Here is a 17,913-nt window from a genome sequence, read left to right on the forward strand (position 1 = left end):
TATATAAAATGTCGTAGCGTGTAAAAAAGACGCTAATTTTTCGGATTATACACGAGCTGAATTTTTATATTTTATGTTTATTTTTTAATTTCTAAATATACAAAAATAAAAATTTAGCGGACTTAATAAATAAGCAAAAAACCCTCATATAGCCCTTAATATCTATGTTTCATATACGCCTTAAGTTAGCTATTGGTCTATTTCGTTTTGCTTTTTAATTCCGATATTTTCTTTTTAGTTTGGATTGAGCGTTGGCAAGACATACTCTTTTGTAATTTTGGAGAAGTGTGGGTTGGTGCGAATTGCAAACGTGTATGGCTTTTAGCGTTGGCTTGTTTTAAGATAAATATTGTCCGAAAAGCTATTTTCTGCGAATTCGAGAATATCCCAAAAAGAAATAACTCTTTAAAAAAAATGGCTGAGTAAATTATACACAGCCATTTCAAAATCAAATTATAGTTTTCTAAAGATTATTATCGTTTACGAATTACCAATTGATACACACAAGGAATTACTACCAAATTCAATATCGTTGCAGATAATAAACCTCCTAAAATAACTACAGCCATTGGGCTTTGTATTTCACTTCCTGGTTCTCCGCCTTTCAATGCCAATGGTATTAAAGCCAAACCTGTTGTTAAGGCTGTCATTAAAATTGGATTTAATCTGTCTAACGCTCCTGTTTTGATTAATAGAAATCCTTTCATTCCTTCTTTTCTCAAATCTTCGTAACGTGAGACTAATAAGATTCCGTTTCGAGTGGCTATTCCAAACAAACTAATAAAACCAATTGTTGCTGCAATACTAATGATGCCTGATGTAAAATATACAATCAAGATTCCACCAATTAATGCCAATGGTAGATTGATTAATACTACAAAAGCCAATTTCACATCTTTAAACTCGTAATAAAGCAAAAGAAAAATGATAGCTATGGCTATGAAGGCTGTTGCTAAAAGTAATTGAGAAGCTTTTGATTCGCTTTCAAATTGCCCGCCATATTGCACACGATAGCCTTCTGGCATATTCACGTTGTTAGCAACAACTTCCTTTATTTCCTCTACAGCACCTCGTAAGTCCCTGCCTTGAACATTAGCAGCTACAACAATCTTTCGTTGTACATCTTCGCGATTAATCGTATTTGGACTGCTCACAGAAGCTATCATTGCTAATTCACCCAAAGTGGTTTGACCTCCATTTGGTAAACTAATTAAGGTGGTTCTAATATTTTCAATATTATCTCTAAATGGTTTTTCATAGCGAACTACCAAATCAAAATACTGCTGACCTTCATAAATCTCACCTGCTTCTTCGCCTGCAAACGCAATATCTACTTGCTCCATTAGATTACCAACTGTCATTCCATACGCTGAAAGAATTTGGCGTTTTGGTTTGATACGAATTTGTGGTACTTCGATTTGTTGGTCTACCGCAACATCTGCCAATCCATCAATATCCTTGATGTTTCGCTCTACACTTTTACCAACTTCAAATAAACGTTGTAAGTCTGAACCAAATATTTTAATAGCAATATTCGCTCGTGTACCCGAAAGCATATGGTCAATTCGGTGTGCAATAGGTTGTCCCAAAGTAATATTTACACCTGGCGCAATACTCAATTTGTTTCGGACTTCTTCAAAAAATTCTTCTTTGGTTTTGTCTTTCAGAACAAAAGGTACATCAATTTCGGAAGCATTTACACCTTGTGCGTGTTCGTCTAATTCGGCACGACCTTGTCTGCGCGTAACAACTTCCACTTCGGGTAAATCCAATAAGATTGCCTCTATTAATTTTCCTGTTTTGTTACTTTCTTCTAAAGACATTGCTGGTGGACCCACTACACTAATTACCAAAGATCCTTCATTAAATTCTGGCAGGAAACTTCTTCCCAATTGTGTTAAAACCAAAAGGCTTATGATAAAGGCAATAACAGTTGTGCCAATAATAGTTTTCGGAATTTTAGTAGCACTTTCCAATAGGTTTCCATAATGTTTCTGTAACCAACGTTCCACACGTGTGCCTTCTGCTTGCTCATTCAATAACTTTTCGTTGTTTAATAAATAAGAACATAAAATAGGTGTTACAGTTACAGCAACAATCAACGATGTTAAAACAGAAGTAACGAATGCAATACCTAACGGTTGCAACAAGCGACCTTCCATTCCACTTAAAAAAAATAGTGGAATAAAAGACACAATAATAATTAAGGTTGCTATAATAATAGAGCTTCGTATTTCTACCGAAGCATCACGCACAACGGTTATCGTTGATTCGCGTTCTTCTTTCGGTTTTCTTATATTTTCACGCAAGCGTTTATAAACATTTTCCACATCAATAATGGCATCATCCACTAAAGCACCAATCGCAATTGCCATACCTCCTAAACTCATTGTATTAATAGTATAACCCAACCATTTCAAAATGATGATGGATACCAATAATGAAATAGGAATCGCTAATAAGGATATTAGGGTTGTTCTCCAATTCATTAAAAAGATGAAAAGAATTATCATTACAAAGAATGCACCTTCCAACAAGGTTTGATTTAAGTTGCTAATGGAAGCATCAATAAAATCGGATTGTCTAAAAATGTGATTTTTGATGTTAACACCTTTTGGTAAGGTTGTTTGTAAATCGGCAATCGCTTCATCCAAACGGTCTGTTAATTCCAATGTGTTAACATCGGGTTGTTTAGAGATGGTTAGAATCACCGCAGGATTTGCGTTTAAAGAACCATCACCAATTTTATCGGCAGCTCCAATTTTAACTGTTGCTACGTCCTTAATTTTTATGGTTTGTCCATTAACTTGTTTTAAAACTGCTTCCTGCAAATCTTCTAAAGCATACGCTCTACCGCTACCTTTAATGATGTATTGATTACCATATTGATTAATCACACCACCAGGTGCATTTTTGTTGGCTTCTTTTACTTGTTCTACCAATTCTGAAAGACTTACATCGTAATGCTTCATCTTTTCAGGATTCGCAAATACTTGGTATTGTTTGTAATCGCCACCAATGACCACCACATTTGCAATACCACCAATCGCTTTTATACGTGGGCGAATTGTCCAATCGGACAACGTTCTTAATTCCATTGCTGACAAACTATCAGATGTTACACCCAACAGCATTATTTCGCCCATAATGGATGAAATAGGTGCCATTGTTGGTGCTCCAATTCCTTCGGGTAAATTTTCTCTTACCATCGGAATACGTTCACTAACAATTTGTCTTGCTCGATAAATATCGGTTCCCCATTCAAATTCTATCCAAACAATGGAAATTCCAGCTGCTGATGACGAACGGATTCGTCTCACATTTGGCGAGCCATTTAAGGCTGTTTCCAGTTGATATGTCACTAATTTTTCTACTTCTTCAGACTCCATTCCGTGAGCTTCGGTAAGAATAGTTACCGTTGGTGCTGTAAGGTCTGGGAATACATCTACGTTCATTGTTCGTGCATAATACACGCCCAATACACTCAATGCAACCGCTCCCAATAGAATGAGTAATCTATTTTGAAGTGAAATTGATAATATTTTGTTTAACATTTCTCTTCGTTTTTAATGTTCGTGACCGTGAGCAGGTGTTGAGCCTGACATTGAAGCCATTTTAACTTGGTAAGCTCCTTTTGTGACAACCACTTCGCCTACTTCCAAACCTTGTAGAATTTCTACATTCTTTCCATTTCGTTTTCCAATTTTCACAGTTCTTCTTTCAAAACCCTCGCCCGAAAGTTGCACGATAACGGAATAACTACCATAATCTTCCAATAAGGCATTAACAGGAATCATAGTATTTTGGGTTGCGTCTCCCATCGCTATTTGAACTGGCGTTAGACTTCCCTCTGGCATATCGACTTCAGCATTTACTTGAGCAAAAACAGATATAAGCGGGTTTTCTCGTTCTACATCCTTACCGATAGAAAGGATTTTACCTTCTGCATCAGTTACGTTTTTCCATTCTCCGTCTTTAGTTTGAAACCATATTCCTTGTACATTCTCCATTGTTAGTCCGTAATTAGGTGCTAATTGGGTTTTTAATACTTTGGATTGATGTGTACCAATAGATATCAATGCAACACCTTGCTCTACATAATCGCCATTAGAAACTATAATAGACTTAATGAAACCATCAAAAGGCGCACGAATTTGTTTGCTTCCACCCGAAACTCCAGATGTTATGGATTGGTAATTGGATTTTGCTATTGAATAATTGCTTTCTACTTTTTCAAAATCGGACTTTGGAATAATTTTAGAATTGTACAATTCCTTTTTACGTTCGTATTCAGATTTTGCCTGTTCAAAACTGGAACGTGCATTTGCTATTTCCGTACTCAAATTGTTAGACGCCAAGCCTTGACTGTTTAAACTCATCAATAACTGACCTTGTTTTACTGCTGTACCTTCCGTGAGGTTATTGACTTTAAAATCGACTACACCATTGGATTTTGCTACCAAGGATTTAACCGAACCAAGCGATGGCATCCAAACACCAGAGGTGTTGATTACATCATAAATTTTACCTGAAACTACAGGTGCTGTTTGAAAGTCGATTTTCCAAGCTTGCTCTTTTAAGAACGAAATTCCAGCATCTTCACTTGCTGCGCCTAACGCATTAATAGCATCTTCTTTTGAGGCATAAACAATAATGTCGTGAACAATTAGTGTATCGCTAAATGTGGGCGTTTTAATATCAAATATCAACTTGAAATTACCTGCTTCTTTAGGTTGTAGTGATGGTGAAAAAATGCCAGGTGATGATGGTGATTCCGCAGTATTACGAATACCATTATCTCCTTTAATTAAGCTTACCGTAACCTCGCCCTCACGAACAGGCTTATGTTTATCTAACACAGTAAAATGTGCAGCAAAACGACTGTTTTCTCCAACAACTAAAGCTGGAAACTCAACAAATAATTCAGTTTTATCTGTCCACAATGTTATACTTTTTGCAGGAATAGATTCTACTTCGGAAGCAGTACTATCCTTTTTTTGATTTCCGCAGGACATTAAAAGCATTGCGGATAATAAGATTATATATTTCATAATATGATATTATTGAATTACACCTATGATGTTGTAATTTCCTTTAGTAGTTAAGGTTATAGTGATGTCTTTTGTACTTGTGTTTTTCCAATACCAACCGTGAGAACCATTATAAGGAATCGTTAATTTACCTTTTGCAGCGTCTGAAGTACCATTAGCATAGCTTTCAAAATAGCCTTTAGGATAACTGTCTTTATCTTCTGGGTCTCCGTGAAAGTCGTAACGTAGAGGTGCATCAGCATTCCACTCATATTTTAACTTTTCATATTGGTTTATCTTAAATTTATACTCTAAAGCTTTATTAGATTTAACAACGATTGTTGCAGTATTACTTTGGTCATTAGCTACACTATTTTCTGCTTTATTTTCTGATGTTCCATTGACATTAAATTCTTCTTGATTACCAACTTCTTTTTTCTGATCTCCATCTACTACTTGTTCTTGTGTAGTTTCTGTTTTTGTATTAGTGTCTTTACAAGAGGTTACGGTTATCATTAGACCTATTGTTATTGCTGCTACTATTTTTGAAATTTTCATTTTTTATGTTTATGGTGTTATAATTGATGTTTTAATAATTGCGTTTGAAGCAATTGTAGCTCCTTTTCCATTTGCAGCATTCTATCTTTTGCTGTTCGGTAAAACTGAAGCTCGAGATAATAATCCATAAAAGAATACTCGCCCAATTGATATGCCTTAAACAGTAATTGCTCACTATCTAAATTGCCCATTGTTGTTTGATACTCATTGAGTTTTTCGAGCATCAATTCGTATCGAGTATAGGTTTCTTGGAATTCTGCGTAAAGCGAAGTTGTGATTACTTCGGTGTTAGATTGCTGATACTCATAATTTGCTTCGGCAGCTTTTATCTTGTTTTTGCTGCTCCAAAGTGGAATTGAAATACCACCAAAAAAACCAGAATAGTTACTTCCGCTGACTCCTTGATAATTATAACCAAGTGCCAAATTGGGCAACACCTTTTTTTTCTCCAATTTTATTTTTTGAAGCGAAGTTTCTTCATTGGTTTTCAATTTTTGCAATTGAGGGTCTTTTGTCAATTTATCTTGCCAAATATTTTCAATTGTTCCAATTTCAATAGGTAAAACAATTTGTGATGAAATGCCATCAATAGAATTTCCACCGTTCAAAACTTTGAGTTTGGACATTTGAATCTGGATATCGCTTTCTATCTGTTTAACTACAAATTGCTCTTGAATCCAAGCAATTTTCGCCTTATTCAAATCTAAAATACCTACTTGTTCTTTGGCAAAAAGCTCTTTAATTTGGTCGAAAATCTGCTTGCTCTGTATTTTTCTTTCGGTTTCAATCGTTTTTTGTTTTTGTAAAAAAACGAGTTCTAAAAGAATGCCCTTTGCTTGCAATAAGACTTCTTGTCTTTTTATCGAATAGGCTGACACTAACTGTTGCGATTTAGATTCGTTCCATTTGCCACGTGCACCATAAACCGAAGGAAACTCAAATGATTGTGAAATTTCATATTCGGTATAATCTCCTGTTATATTATCGCCAAAAGGCATATAATATCCAGATAGCTGTGGGTCGGGCAAATTGTTAGTGCTCTTGTTTTCGAGTTGCTGACTTTCAATAAAGGATTGATAGCCTTTTAGCTCTGTATTATTCTGTTCTATTTCGTTTAGCAGTTCCTCTATATTTTTAGTTTGTGAGAAACCAGTAACAAAGAACAGGCATCCGCAAATTGCGAACACGATGTGTTTATTCATTGTTTGAAGTTTTAGGTTTAATCTGAATTTTTAAGATGGAATATTACGCAGAGGTAAAGTATTCCTTAACGATTAACCTAAAGATGGTGGACCTCGTGAGTCGAGGGTAGAAAGATAAGTATTGAAGTATGTATTGGGTGGATGATACACCTTAACTTTTTCAGATTCATCATCATAGTTTATAGAAATGCTATAACGATTAAGAAAAATAGATGTTTTTACATCCTTCTTAACATTGATTTGTTTGACACTACTTTCGTGAGTTACTATTATTTCATTAGCAACTACAGAATGTATGTGTGCTTCCAAAAATAAATCTAAAAGCCCTTTTTTAGAACTTTCTTTTTCTGGAACATCGTGGTTATGACTATGACTGTCACTATTTGAAACAGTATTATGTGAGTGCTCAACTTTGTGTTGATGATGTAAATGAGGTAAAACCTGATGCAAAAGCATTAGGCTGAATATGCCTAAAAAGAAAAGTGCTTTTATGTGATTATATTTTTGCATCGTTTGCAAATGTAATAATTTATAATTTGGTTTTTTTTGGTTTGTTTTCTCAATGTTAGTTATTTCGGTGTGAGGTTGCAAGAAACAGCTCTTTTGTTTTTTAAGGTGTTGACTTTTTTAGCGTTGGGAAAAAATAAATGTGCTGTTTACGAAGTGGTCTTTTTCAGACGAATTTTCAATGGTATTTCGATTTTTTTTCAGCCTGTGGTCAATGGCTCAGCTATGGTTAGTGCGGATTTCAGAAAACTGAACTTTTAAACTAGAACTTAGCCAAAACTTTTTATTTTGTTATATCTTTTTTGTTCTAAAGCCAAATCAAAAAGATTTGACGGACTTGGTTGAAAGCTCTAACCTTTGGATTAAGCACCAAACCCCGTATTAATTATAGCCATTATTAGCTACAGTTGGTTTTCAAGTTTTTCCTTAACGATAAATAAAGGAGAGGCAATCGCATTAATATATTGATTATTACCATTTCGATTCCCATTAATTGAAAGTTGAATTGGACTTGCTTCACTTTGTATCGCATTTACGCTAAAAGTTTCTGTTTCAGGATTATATTTAAAATATGGTGCTCCTGAGGAACCAAATCTGAAATATCCTTTGAGTAGGTATCTTGTACCCTCAAAAAATATAGGACTACCAATTCTATCAGGCATAATTGAATGTTGATCTAATATTCCTTCAATTCTTGATTCATTTATCATTCTGCCCAAATTCGTTCCACTCGGAGAACCTTGTAAGCAATACAATGAAGAACTCATTGGTGCTAAATCATTTGATATTGTCGCTGAAGGTATTTTATCAATGATACTTTGGTCTGTATTAACAATTTTATATAATGCAATATCTGAAGAATAATATGCTTCAACTAGTTCCAATTCAACTAAAAATGTATACGCATTTATTGAAGGTTCATGAAAAAAGTGAGCACGAGGAAATAATTGAGTAAGGGCAGCATCATTATAAAATTGATTATTCTTAAAGTTAATAATCATAAATGGTTTACAAATATCGTTTGCGTATAGTGAAACCCACCTAGTATCAAAATTTATTCTTTTTAATGCAGTAATAACTAATTGGATGTCCTTTTTATCTGGGATATTAATGTATCTTTTATTCGTTTGAGAGTCTAAAATAAAACAACGATTTAATAATAGTTGTTCATCAGGTATACAATGCGCAATGACTTCATTTTGAAATTTGTTTTCGCTAATTGACTGGAAAATTTGAGCTTCAGGTTTAAGGTTATGTGCAACACTCAAGACGAATCCATTTCCAATATGAAATGCTGAAATGTTGTTGTGAAATGCTTTTCTATTTGTTTCACTATTATTATGAATTGACATAATACGAAACAATGGAGAGGTCTGTTCCCCTATAAGTTCTAAAATTTTTTCTTCCATAGGTAATAATTGTAGCTAACTCCTTTTTATGCATTACTTTTATCTCTTATTTTCAGAGTATAAAAGGCACTTTTTTTCCTTTTCTATAAAAATAGTACTATTCTATAAAGCATCAAATAAAATCGTAATAAATAAATTCAAAAGAGTACGCGTTATTTGATTAAGAATGCTACAGATGTGTTTAATAAATAACGAAGCGTTTATAAAATCTGTAGGAGTAAATGATCTGTCGGGTTACGAACGTTTATATGCTTGGGCGTATATCTTAAAAGAGTGGAGGGTTTTAGTATTAAAAAATAAACACTTTTTATGCATCAAAATATAGAATAGGAATCACCTTTATTAGCCCTTATTTTATTAAAAAATTAAACTAAGAATTAGGAACAGATTTAAAAGTTTAGAATGAAAATATGCTACAACAAATGAGCTTGTTGTAAAATAAAAATATAGCTTTAAAGCTGGATTTTTCAATTATTTAAAAACTTATAATAATATATGTTAAGAAGAGAACCTGAAACAAGTTCAGGTTGACGAAGTTGATTTATTTTAAATCGATATACATATTGTTATAATCACTGTATTTCATGTTAGAATTCCACTGCGGCGTAAAGTTGGTATTTCTTTTTTTAGTTGAAGAAACTCCTTTAGCACCTGTGGTAATATATTGAATAGCTCTTTCTAATAAAGGTTCGGTAGCATCACCGATAACACCCAAATTACCTGGATCTTCTTCCATTATAACTTCAGGAATAAATCCTTCAGGTTTGTTTTCTCCATCTACATTCTGAATTTCTAAAACAATTGGTTGCATTGCCCATGCATGATTGGTTTTAAAATTAGGCCCATTTCTTCTAAAATTATCAGAATCGTATAAAGTAATAGAACCTACATGTTTCCCGTAAGTTTGTACGCCTATTAATTTTACATCAATATAAGGAGAAAGCGCATTTATAATTAATTCTGATGCTGAAGCAGTATTTTCAGAAACAATAAAATATATGGTGTTTAAATTTAAACTGTTAATAGCTTCATCTAAAACTACATTACCATTACTATCTTTATTTAAAATTTTATCTGTAAAATTATTGATTAAAAATTCTGGGTTTATTGCAGCTAACACTTTGCTATTCCATACTTCTTTGGCATATAATTGGTCTTTAAACCGACCAGTAACCATGCTTCCTAAATATACAGCCGATTGTACAGAACCACCGCCATTGTAACGTAAATCGATTACTAAATCGGTAATAAGAGGTGATTTAAATTTGGCAAATTCAGCATTTAATTCACCATCAAAATCACGAGAAAATTGGTTGTACATTATATAACCAATGGTATTGCTACCATCAACAATTACTTTTGCTTCTTTTATAGGGTTTTCGGTTATTACAGCTCTAGTTAATGAGATGGTTGTTCCGTTACTAACAGGGTTCCCAGCATTGTAATCGGCCAATCCTACAGTAAAAGAATCTGCACTAAATAACGAATTTACATTTGCTCTTGTTAAAGAGGTTCCGTTTACTTCAGTAATTAGCATTCCTCTAACAACACCTTTCGTTTCTGCATCAGAATTTTTTACCACATCGTATACATACACATAATAATTATTAGAACCGTCAGCAAAATCGGCTCCTTTAACTTTCATTCCTGTTGTTTGGCGCGTACCTTCAAAAGATTCTTCTAAAGCTATGTAATCATCAACAATCCACGAATAAGTTCTGTTCGGGTTTTTTGGATACTCGTTAGGTAAAAACAATAAGTTATTAAATAAGTTATCCGGACTTCCTGCCTCAGATAAATAACTATATAATTCTTGATCATTATTAAAACGCCTGTCCGATAAATCAGGAACGTCACTCTGCCATAAATAATAAGCGTTTAATCCTTTCCAAACAAAATTTTGAATTTGCACATCATTAGGAGTATCATCTTTACTACTACAAGATGCTATTGATAATAGTAATAAAAAAATAAAAGAGGCTTTAAGTATTTTCATAAGGAATATATTAGCTATAATATCAACGCAATTTAATGAATAATATTATTTTTTTAGATTTTGATGTAACAAACTTATAACTACCTCGTCGTAGTTATGTAAACCTGATAGTTAAGACGGTGTTTTAATACTAAGTTTACAAAACTAACTAACTAAACAATGAATCAATCAGACTTTTTAAAAGTTGTGCTACCATTTAAAGACAAGGTCTTTCGTTTAGCAAAAAGACTTTTAGTTTCTAGAGAAGAAGCTGAAGATGCTACACAAGAACTGTTTTTTAAATTATGGAGAAACAAAGAGAAACTGTCAGACTATAAAAATGTAGAAGCATTTGCAATGACAATGACAAAAAATTATTGTTACGATCGTTTAAAATCGAAACAGGCAAGTAATTTAACATTGGTTCATAGTAATTATAAGGAAAAAGATACGTCTTTAGATAAGAAAGTAGAATATAATGATAGTGTAAGTTTAGTACACAAATTGATTGATAAATTGCCAGAACAACAAAAAACAATTATTCAATTAAGAGATATAGAGCAATATGATTTTGATGAGATATGTAAAATGGTAGAGATGAAACCAACTGCTGTTAGAGTAGCCTTATCGAGAGCAAGAAAGACAATTAGAGAAGAATTAATAAAAAAACACAACTATGGAGTTAGCTAACATAGATAAATTAGTAGAAAAATACCTAAACGCAGAAACTACTTTGCAAGAAGAGAAAATACTACAAGAGTATTTTACGTCGCCTAACGTGGCGCCGCATTTGCAAGAGTACAGTATGTTATTTGGTTATTTTAAACAAAGTAAAGACGAAACCTTTACCAAAACCATTCAGTTAAAACCTGAGAAACCTAAGAAGAACTGGAAATGGTTACCGGTAGCAGCGTCAGTAGTCTTACTATTTAGTGTATTTGTAGGCAATGAAAAGTACCAAGAACATCAGCAAAGAAAAAAGTTTGCGCAAGTAACAGAAGCGTTGCAACTACTTTCAGTCAATTTAAACAAAGGAAACGACGCATTATATGCGGTTTCAAACAACTTAAACAAAGGAACTGATGCTTTACAATACTTAAACACTTACGAGAAAACAGTAAATAAAGTAATAAACACAGTAAATTAATAACAAAAAAAGTAAAACCAAGTACTTAATAAATAAGATAATCATGAAAAATATAATTATAATATTCGCATTCGTATTCACAGTAAACTTAAGTTTCGGACAATCAATTTTTGATAAGTTAGAAGATATAGACGATGTTTCATCAGTAGTTGTAAACAAAGACGCTTTTGAAATGTTATCAAAATTCAATGTAGGTTCTGGAGATAATGAAGCTGTTGAAGTTTTTAATATGATAAAAGAGTTAAATGAGTTAAAAATATTTACAACAGAAAATGCTAGTGTTGCTTCGCAAATGGAAAACATGGTAAAATCTGCCGTAAGTAAAAGTAACTTAACTGAATTAATGCGTATTAAAGACAAAGATTCTAGAGTGAAAATTTACGTTAAAACAACAAAAAACAAAGATTTTGTTAGTGAAGTTTTAATGTTTGTAAAGGATAAAGGCTCTAAAAAAGGAGGGCCAGAATCGGTAATTGTGTCTTTAACAGGAACTATCGATATTAATAAAATGTCGAAATTAGCAGAAACATTTGCAAAAGATAATAAAGTTAAAGTTAGTAGTAAGTAATACTTTCTTTAAAATAGGGTTAAGAGATAAACTTTTAACCCTATTTTTTAATCCATTTAAAAACAAACTTCAAAATGAAAAAATTATTTATATATTCATTATTAGTATTATCATTTGTAACAATTTCATGTAAAAAGGAAGCTTCATTACAAAGTTATTTAGTAGACAGTCAAGATAAAAAAGGATTTATATCCTTAGATGTTCCAGCGAGTATACTACAGTTAAGTATGGATAAAGCATCCGAAGAAGATAAAAAAGCATTTGAAAGTATTCGTAAAGTAAACTTAACAGGTTTACCTTATAAAGATACTGATGAAGCAACGTATGAAGAAGAAAAAGGAAAGTTAAAAAATATATTAAAAAGCTCTGATTATAAAAAGTTAATCAACTTTAAAAAAGATGGTATGCATGCTACAATCTATTATTCAGGAGAAACAGATGCAATTGATGAAATTATTGTTTTTGGTTATGGTAAAGAAATGGGAGTAGGTATTGCGCGTATTTTAGGTGATAATATGAACCCAGGTAAGATTATGCAAATGATGGAGAATGCAAAAGTAGACGAAGGGAATTTAGATTTAGGTAAATTTAAATCTCTTTTAGGTGATAATATACCAATGAAAAAACAAAAACAAGTTACTGAAGAGTAATCAACAGAAGTTTCAGAATAAAAGCCATCAATTTATTGATGGCTTTTTCTTTTTAACTAGTCATTAACAAGCCTCCCAATAGATTTTCTTATTTTTGATGTTTAAACGAAAATATTTTATGAAGTTTCAAAAACTCCTTACCCTTATAGTTGCTTTTTTTACACTAGCATTGTTTTCTCAATCAGGTAATACATATAGAGGAGAAAAAGATAAAATTCACGATTTAATTCACACAAAATTAAAGGTTGATTTTAACTTTAAAGAGCAAGAGTTAAATGGGGAAGCATGGTTAACAGTAAAACCTCATTTTTATGAAACGGATAAGATAACTTTAGATGCTAAAGCGATGATTATTCATGAAATAACAATGAACGCTAAAGCATTAGAATACAATTATGATAATTTTAATTTGATTATCGATTTGCCTCGTACATACAAGCGAAATGAAGAGTTTACTCTTTATATAAAATATACTGCACGCCCAGAAAAAGTACAACAAAAAGGAAGTGCTGCCATTACATCAGCTAAAGGATTGTATTTTATTAATCCAACAAGGTTGGATAAAAATAAACCAACACAAGTTTGGACACAAGGAGAAACTGAAGCAAGTAGTTGCTGGTTTCCAACAATAGATTCTCCTAATCAGAAAACATCACAAGAAATTTATATTACTGTTCCTACTAAATACGTAACGCTTTCTAACGGTAAGTTAGAAAACCAAACGACTAATACAAACGGTACAAGAACCGATTATTGGAATTTTACACAAAAACATGCCCCGTATTTATTTTTTATGGGAGTAGGAGAGTTTGAGGTTGTTAAAGACACCTATAAGAATATTCCTGTAAATTATTATGTAGAAAAAGAATATGCCCCTTATGCAAAAGATATTTTTGGTAAAACGCCAGAAATGTTAGCATTTTTCTCTAAAATTACTGGAATAGAATATCCTTGGAATAAATATGCTCAAATTGTAGGTCGTGATTACGTAAGTGGCGCGATGGAAAATACTACAGCCGTAATTCACGGTGAAAAAGCGTATCAAATGCCAGGGCAATTAATTGATGAAAACATACAAGAAAATACAATTGCTCACGAAGCTTTTCATCATTGGTTTGGAGATTTAGTAACTGCAGAAAGTTGGAGTAATTTAACGGTAAATGAAAGTTTTGCAAATTATAGTGAATATTTATGGCGTGAATATAAGTATGGGAAAAACGATGCAGATGCTCATTTGTTAGAAGATGTTGAAGGGTATAAAAACGGACAAAATTTTAATAAACATTTAGTGCGTTTTAACTACCAAGATAAAGAAGATATGTTTGATGCGGTTAGTTATAACAAAGGTGGCGCAATTTTACATATGTTGCGAAATTATTTAGGAGATGACGCTTTTTATGCAGGTTTAAACAACTATTTAATTACAAATAAATACGGTACAGGAGAAGCGCATAAATTACGATTAGCTTTTGAAGAAGTAAGCGGAAAGGATTTAAATTGGTTTTTTAATCAATGGTATTTTAATAGTGGGCATCCGCAGTTAGAAATATCTTATGATTTTAATAAGTTAAGAAAAACGGTTACCGTAAACATTATTCAAAATCAGGAAAACGAATTTAAATTTCCTTTTGCTATAGATATTTTTGAAGGTAGTAAACCTACAAGATATAATATTTTTGTAGAAAGTAAAGAAGTATCTTTTACTTTTCCGTTTACAAAACAACCAGATTTAATTCAGGTAAATGCTAACGGTGTTTTGCTATGTGACGTAATTGAAAATAAAATATTGAGTGATTATATTCATCAATTAAAATATGCAGACAGTTATATGCATAAAAAAGAAGCTTTGTTAGAAATAGCAAAAAGGCAGCAAGACGAAACAAAAGCTTTTGATGCGGTTGCCAATGCAATGAATGATGAGTTTTATAAAATTAGAATCTTAGCCTTAGAAAACATCAATTTGGTAAACAAGAATTCTAAAAAAAGAGAAATAGAAGCAATAAAGCAAATTGCAAACAACGATTCTAAAACACTTGTACAAGCAGCAGCTATAGAAACCTTAGGTAAATTGACAGATCCTGAGTTAAAATCGGTTTTTGAGAAAGGTTTAACAAGTAAGTCATATGCTGTTTTAGGAAAGTCGTTAGTAGGAATGTATTATGTAGATAAAACGTTGGCTATTGCAAAATCTAAAACTTTACCTGATGCAGTAAAAAAGATTATTGCAACACCTTTAACACGTATTTATTTAGAAGAAAATGATGATGATGAGCTAACCTTTATAGCAAGCAATGTAATGTCGGGTATGTACTTAAGTCAAAATAAAAAAATACAAACCTTGTATAAAAAAGCATACGAGAAAATAGCCAAAAGTAATAATACCGCAGCTATTAAAAACTTAGCAGATGATATTGTTTCGAAAGGAATTCAATACAAGCAATATAATTTTGATAAAGTAGGTATAAACTTGTTACGCCAAGTAGTACAAAAACAAAAAACAGAAAACCAGCCGAATAAAAATAAAAACATTGAAATTGTTAAAATTGCAATGGCAAAATTACTAGAGTAAATAGATTAAAAATAAATATATTGGCATTATAATTGTCTACTCTAACGAAACTGAAACTTATGAAAAAAATTACCCTACTATTAACTTTTATATTCTTTGTAACAATTTCTTGCAGTAGTATTAAAACGACTGAAAAAGCAATAAATACAGGCAATTATGATAAGGCAATATCTTTATCTGTTAAAAACTTAGCTAAAAATAAGTTTAAAGAAAAAAATCAGCCATATGTTGTAATGCTTCATAATGCATTTAAAAAAGCAAGTGATAGAGATTTGTCAAAAATTTCTTTTTTAGAAAAAGAAAACAATCCTGAAAACTTAAAAACTATTTACGATTTATATTATCGTTTAAATAACAGGCAAGAGAAGATAAAACCGTTGTTACCTTTAAAAAACGTGAATTTTAAATTCACGAATTATGATAATGATATTCTTCAAACGAAAGAAAAATATTCTAATTATTTATATAAAAGTGGAGTTGCTTCTTTAAAAAAAGGAACACAGAATAAAATGAATTATAGAAAATCTTATAATCAGTTAAAGCATTTAGATAAGATTAATTCGAATTATAAAAATACAAGAAAACTACTTGAAGAAGCGCATGTTAAAGGAACCGATTATGTTTTTTTATCCGTAAGTAATGAAACTAATCAAATAATACCAAGAAGGCTAGAAAATGATTTGTTAGCGATGGATACTTATGGTTTAAATGATTTATGGACGGTGTATCACTCAAGAAAAAACAAACAAATTAAGTACGATTTTGATTTAGAGTTAAACCTCAGAAGAATTGATATTTCTCCTGAACAGGTTCATGAAAAAGAAATTATAAAAGAAAAACAGCTAAAAGACGGCTTTAAATATTTAAAAAATAATAAAGGTGTTTATGTTAAAGATAGTTTAGGAAATAAAATTAAGGTAGATAAATTTAAGAAGATTAGATGCCAATTGTATCGTTTTACCCAATCTAAAAGTAGCAAAGTGATGGGCGTTGTTAAGTTTTATAATAATTCAACCGATCAATTAATAGAGAGTTTTCCTATTGAAAGCGAATTTATTTTTGAACATAGTTATGCTAATTATGATGGTGATAGAAGAGCTTTAGATACCTCTTTTCTTAGTTTAACAAAACTTAAATCGGTAGATTTTCCTTCAAATGAACAAATGGTTTATGATACTGGAAGAGACTTAAAAGAAAGACTCAAAAATATTATTACAAAGAATAAATTTAGAAATTAATTTTTTGTAATAATATAATATTGAGGCTGTTATTCTTGTAATTAATTTAATTTGTTTAAGTTTACAGCTCATCCCTAATACTATTTATTATGAAAATTACACTTTTAATTATTGGTTTTACTTTAATGTTAGGCTCAGTGCCTTCAGATGGAACTATATTAGAATCAAAAAACAAAAAAATTACTATTTGTCATATTCCTCCAGGAAATCCAAGTAATGTTCATACAATAACCATTAGTAAAAATGCATTAAAAGCTCATTTAGCTCATGGTGATTTTTTTGGAAATTGTGATGGTTTAGGAGGAGGAAGTGGTGGTGGAATTTAAGGAAACAGAACAAGGTTCTTAAATAAAAAAATAGATATTCACCAAAAAACTCCTGCTTTAAGCAGGAGTTTTTTATTTTTATAATCGATGGATTTATTCTCACAATTTAACGATTCACCTCAAAATTTACTTCCCAAAGATGGAACAGTAAATTACTACGGAATAGTTTTATCTAACGTAAAAGCGGATACTTATTATAATGCTCTATTAAATACTATAGAATGGAAAAATGATGAAGCTATTATATTCGGAAAACAAATTTTCACAAAAAGAAAGGTAGCTTGGTATGGCGAAAAACATTTTGAATACTCTTATTCAAACAGTACAAAAACGGCATTGCTTTTTACGAAAGAATTGTTAGAATTAAAAGAATTGATAGAAAATGAAACAAACGAAACCTACAATTCTTGCTTATTAAATTTATACCACGACGGATCTGAAGGAATGGCTTGGCATAGTGATGGTGAAAAGGATTTAAAAGAACAAGGCGCTATTGCTTCTTTAAGCTTAGGAGCCGAGCGCAAGTTTGGTTTTAAACATAAAGAAACCAAAGAAACGGTTTATAAAGTGTTAGAACATGGTTCATTATTGGTGATGAAAGATGAAACACAAACGCATTGGTTACACCGTTTGCCACCAACAAAAAAAATATACCGCCCACGAATTAATTTAACTTTTAGAACTATTGATAAATAGGTTTAGCTAACGGCTTGGCTATAGAAACTAATAGAGTT

At 31.8% G+C, this 17,913-nt stretch carries 15 protein-coding genes; 8 read left to right on the top strand and 7 right to left on the bottom strand.

The genetic code is table 11. The features are described from left to right. Positions 1-473: 473 nt before the first annotated feature. The 7 genes from ACQ629_RS01110 to ACQ629_RS01140 all read right to left on the bottom strand — a co-directional run bounded on the left by ACQ629_RS01110 (position 474) and on the right by ACQ629_RS01140 (position 10,702). Positions 474-3,554 (bottom strand): efflux RND transporter permease subunit, encoded by a 3,081-nt coding sequence (locus tag ACQ629_RS01110; RefSeq protein WP_483706119.1) that lies wholly within the window; start codon positions 3,552-3,554, stop codon positions 474-476. Positions 3,555-3,566: 12 nt separating this feature from the next. Continuing rightward, a complete protein-coding gene (locus ACQ629_RS01115; RefSeq protein ID WP_483706121.1) occupies positions 3,567-5,051 on the bottom strand; it encodes an efflux RND transporter periplasmic adaptor subunit in 1,485 nt (494 codons plus the stop codon). 9 nt (positions 5,052-5,060) lie between these two features. Beyond that, positions 5,061-5,588: a hypothetical protein gene (locus tag ACQ629_RS01120; RefSeq protein ID WP_483706123.1), complete on the bottom strand. Its 528-nt coding sequence runs from the start codon at positions 5,586-5,588 to the stop codon at positions 5,061-5,063. A 17-nt stretch (positions 5,589-5,605) separates the two neighbouring features. Next, positions 5,606-6,790 (bottom strand): TolC family protein, encoded by a 1,185-nt coding sequence (locus ACQ629_RS01125; protein WP_483706125.1) that lies wholly within the window; start codon positions 6,788-6,790, stop codon positions 5,606-5,608. A gap of 72 nt (positions 6,791-6,862) precedes the next feature. Then, the gene (locus ACQ629_RS01130) at positions 6,863-7,381 is read right to left on the bottom strand and encodes a hypothetical protein (RefSeq protein WP_483706127.1); all 519 of its coding nucleotides are present in this window, start codon (positions 7,379-7,381) and stop codon (positions 6,863-6,865) included. A 317-nt stretch (positions 7,382-7,698) separates the two neighbouring features. Continuing rightward, positions 7,699-8,706, bottom strand: a complete 1,008-nt coding sequence (locus ACQ629_RS01135; protein WP_483706128.1) for a hypothetical protein — start codon at positions 8,704-8,706, stop codon at positions 7,699-7,701. A gap of 541 nt (positions 8,707-9,247) precedes the next feature. Continuing rightward, the gene (locus ACQ629_RS01140) at positions 9,248-10,702 is read right to left on the bottom strand and encodes a S41 family peptidase (protein ID WP_483706129.1); all 1,455 of its coding nucleotides are present in this window, start codon (positions 10,700-10,702) and stop codon (positions 9,248-9,250) included. 159 nt (positions 10,703-10,861) lie between these two features. Here ACQ629_RS01140 and ACQ629_RS01145 point away from each other — a divergent pair, with 159 nt between their 5' ends. The 8 genes from ACQ629_RS01145 (at position 10,862) to ACQ629_RS01180 (ending at position 17,875) form a co-directional block, all read left to right on the top strand. Beyond that, positions 10,862-11,371 (top strand): RNA polymerase sigma factor, encoded by a 510-nt coding sequence (locus ACQ629_RS01145; protein ID WP_483706130.1) that lies wholly within the window; start codon positions 10,862-10,864, stop codon positions 11,369-11,371. Further along, positions 11,358-11,828: a hypothetical protein gene (locus ACQ629_RS01150; RefSeq protein WP_483706131.1), complete on the top strand. Its 471-nt coding sequence runs from the start codon at positions 11,358-11,360 to the stop codon at positions 11,826-11,828. Before ACQ629_RS01145 ends, ACQ629_RS01150 begins: the two co-directional genes overlap by 14 nt. 43 nt (positions 11,829-11,871) lie before the next feature. Then, complete coding sequence (locus ACQ629_RS01155; protein WP_483706132.1) at positions 11,872-12,396, top strand: DUF4252 domain-containing protein; 525 nt, start codon at positions 11,872-11,874, stop codon at positions 12,394-12,396. Positions 12,397-12,470: 74 nt separating this feature from the next. Continuing rightward, positions 12,471-13,046 (top strand): DUF4252 domain-containing protein, encoded by a 576-nt coding sequence (locus ACQ629_RS01160; protein WP_483706133.1) that lies wholly within the window; start codon positions 12,471-12,473, stop codon positions 13,044-13,046. 118 nt (positions 13,047-13,164) lie between these two features. Beyond that, entirely contained in the window at positions 13,165-15,615 is a 2,451-nt protein-coding gene (locus tag ACQ629_RS01165; RefSeq protein WP_483706134.1) for a M1 family aminopeptidase, read from the top strand. 59 nt (positions 15,616-15,674) lie between these two features. Continuing rightward, positions 15,675-16,853 (top strand): hypothetical protein, encoded by a 1,179-nt coding sequence (locus tag ACQ629_RS01170; protein WP_483706135.1) that lies wholly within the window; start codon positions 15,675-15,677, stop codon positions 16,851-16,853. An 89-nt stretch (positions 16,854-16,942) separates the two neighbouring features. Then, positions 16,943-17,179, top strand: coding sequence for a hypothetical protein (locus ACQ629_RS01175; protein ID WP_483706136.1), 237 nt, complete (start codon positions 16,943-16,945; stop codon positions 17,177-17,179). A gap of 87 nt (positions 17,180-17,266) precedes the next feature. Next, positions 17,267-17,875 carry an alpha-ketoglutarate-dependent dioxygenase AlkB family protein gene (locus ACQ629_RS01180; RefSeq protein WP_483706137.1) on the top strand — a complete coding sequence of 203 codons (609 nt, stop codon included), beginning with the start codon at positions 17,267-17,269 and terminating at the stop codon, positions 17,873-17,875. Positions 17,876-17,913 lie beyond the last annotated feature (38 nt).

The organism is Tenacibaculum sp. SM2510 (genome assembly GCF_057002845.1).